This window comes from Thalassolituus sp. UBA2009, assembly GCF_002335285.1.
Taxonomy (GTDB): Bacteria; Pseudomonadota; Gammaproteobacteria; order Pseudomonadales; family Oceanobacteraceae; genus Venatoribacter; species Venatoribacter alkanivorans.
In genome coordinates this window covers 1-1,971 of record NZ_DDCJ01000007.1, presented here as the reverse complement: position 1 = coordinate 1,971, position 1,971 = coordinate 1, and the positions used below count along the sequence as shown (strand labels likewise).

Sequence of the window (1,971 nt, the reverse complement as noted above, 5' to 3'; positions counted from 1 at the left end):
TCGAATCCTCCCGAGCGCGCCATTTCTTAAAGCTTCGTCCGAAGCATCCGAAATAAATCATACGCAGTAAATTATCGAAGCCGCCTTTAAGCGACGGAAGTGAGATTAATTCGTCGGGAACGAATTAACGCGAAGCCCGCAGGGTGAGTATCAGGATGATACGAACAGCCTCCTCAGGTTCGACAAATGGCCAAAGGCCAGGTCGCTTGCGACTGTTAGTACATCCTCCAGCGCCATTTCTTAAAGCTTCGTCTGACGTCCAACGTCCGACACCCAAAATATCCGCAATTAATCAACGTTATGCATCCCAGAATTTCTGCTTAAGCTGTGATGCTTAAAAACTCCAGTTTAATCCTGCATACATCTGCATTTTCTGGTTTTTCACATCGCGCTGCCAGCCCAGTTCAATGGCTTTAAACAGCGTCAGTCCGGCATGAATGCCTGCAACTTTATCTGCATCAAACTGCAGCCGTGGGCCAATAAATAAGGTCGACAGTGTGCCAGGCACGGGAATTACCCAGTCAGCTCCCGCGGCCGGATAATAATCACCGGCGTAGCGGGCATCCTGTTGCATACCGATATAGGTACGCCAGAAAAAATCCGGATTTTCGTTATGCCAGCCAATGCGTAATCCCTGGCTGTCTTTGCCTGCCTGATAAACCTGAGTGTTCAAAAAAGCCTGGGCAGGAGAAGCCGCAGATAAAAACAGAAGGCAAACAAGCACTGGCCGGAGATGTAAGCGCAAAGCAATTAAGCGGGGCATAGTGAGATGACCTTATGATTAATCAATAAGTTGCCGGGCGAATATCGGATGCTGCTGCCTGAGCCATTGCAGCAGGTCAGGAAACTTTTCAGGGCTGAAGCAGGGGATGCTGTGCTCGCTCAGCAGGGCTGCAGTTACGCCCATACCTTTGCGCAGAGTGGCATTAAACTCGCCATTATAAATACCATCACTGCCACAGGATGGAGAGCGTGCCGCCAGCAGGGCTGCAACCGCGCCGTGACGGCGGGCACTGGCCAGAGCCTGTTGAGCACCATCGATAAACTCGCGGGTAAAATCTTCGGTGTCGCGTGAAATGATGCGCGCTTTGCCCTGCAAAACCGCCTCACCATCTCCCCGATAAATTTCCGCAGCCGGACGAGGCGTCGGCAAACCTCCGGCGACTTCAGGACAAACAGGAATCAGAATCCCCGCCTCTTGCCAGCGCTGTAACTGGTGGCGGAAGTTGTCGGTCTTGTCGTCGTTGGCGCGGCCATCGTAGCGCACCGGTTGGCCCATCAGGCAGGCGCTGATCAGAATTTTTACAGACATTAATTACTCCTGTTTATGCGCCAGAAAATGCACGTAGCGCCCAAACTGGCGGTAGGGTTGCTGAATACCAAATTCCAGATCGGCTTTATTCACCGCATCCTGCCCAATACGGTCACGGATTTTCTGATGCATATGATCGTGCACACAACGAATGCCGCGCCAGCGTTCAACATTAAAACCGAGGGTATTCAGCGCCTGTTCGATGGCATCCGGGTCGAGTGGATGCTGCGGCGCATTGCCTTCGTCGCGTAAACGCGGGTTGGCCGATTGCGGTGCATGGGTGCGGCCATTCATGAGTTGCCGCCACTGATGGCCGTGCAGGTTATAAAACATCAGCGACAGCCAACCACCGGGTTTTACCCGGTCGGCGAGCAATGGCAGTGCAGCAAAGGGATCTTCTAACCACTCGAGTACCGCATGATTAAGCACAATATCGAAGGGTTGCGGAAATTCTGCGGCAACGTCCTGCAGCGCACACTGTTTTACCGTTAACGGCAGTTGCTGAGCGGCAAACTGATCGCGCGCCAGTTGCAGCATTTCGGCGGAAATATCACACAGACTGACCTGCGCTCCCTGTTGTGCCAGCTCCAGACTGAACTGACCCTGAACGCCGCCGATATCCAGTACGCTGGCATCCGGCAAAGCAATCTTCAGATCGG

At 53.1% G+C, this 1,971-nt stretch carries 3 protein-coding genes; all 3 read right to left on the bottom strand.

Features of this window, described 5'->3' with window-relative positions; genetic code table 11:
* Positions 1–334: 334 nt before the first annotated feature.
* Positions 335–673: a hypothetical protein gene (locus B3P58_RS00745; RefSeq protein ID WP_286715277.1), complete on the bottom strand. Its 339-nt coding sequence runs from the start codon at positions 671–673 to the stop codon at positions 335–337.
* Positions 674–781: 108 nt separating this feature from the next.
* Entirely contained in the window at positions 782–1,312 is a 531-nt protein-coding gene (locus B3P58_RS00740) for a DUF523 domain-containing protein (protein ID WP_286715275.1), read from the bottom strand.
* Between the two features lie 3 nt (positions 1,313–1,315).
* Positions 1,316–1,971: methyltransferase domain-containing protein (locus B3P58_RS00735; RefSeq protein WP_286715273.1), on the bottom strand; the 656-nt coding region annotated here is incomplete at its 5' end.

What these genes read in the sequence shown, in the direction of transcription:
- B3P58_RS00740 (WP_286715275.1), bottom strand. Translation starts at nt 1,312, where the DNA reads ATGTCTGTAAAAATTCTGATCAGCGCCTGCCTGATGGGCCAACCGGTG.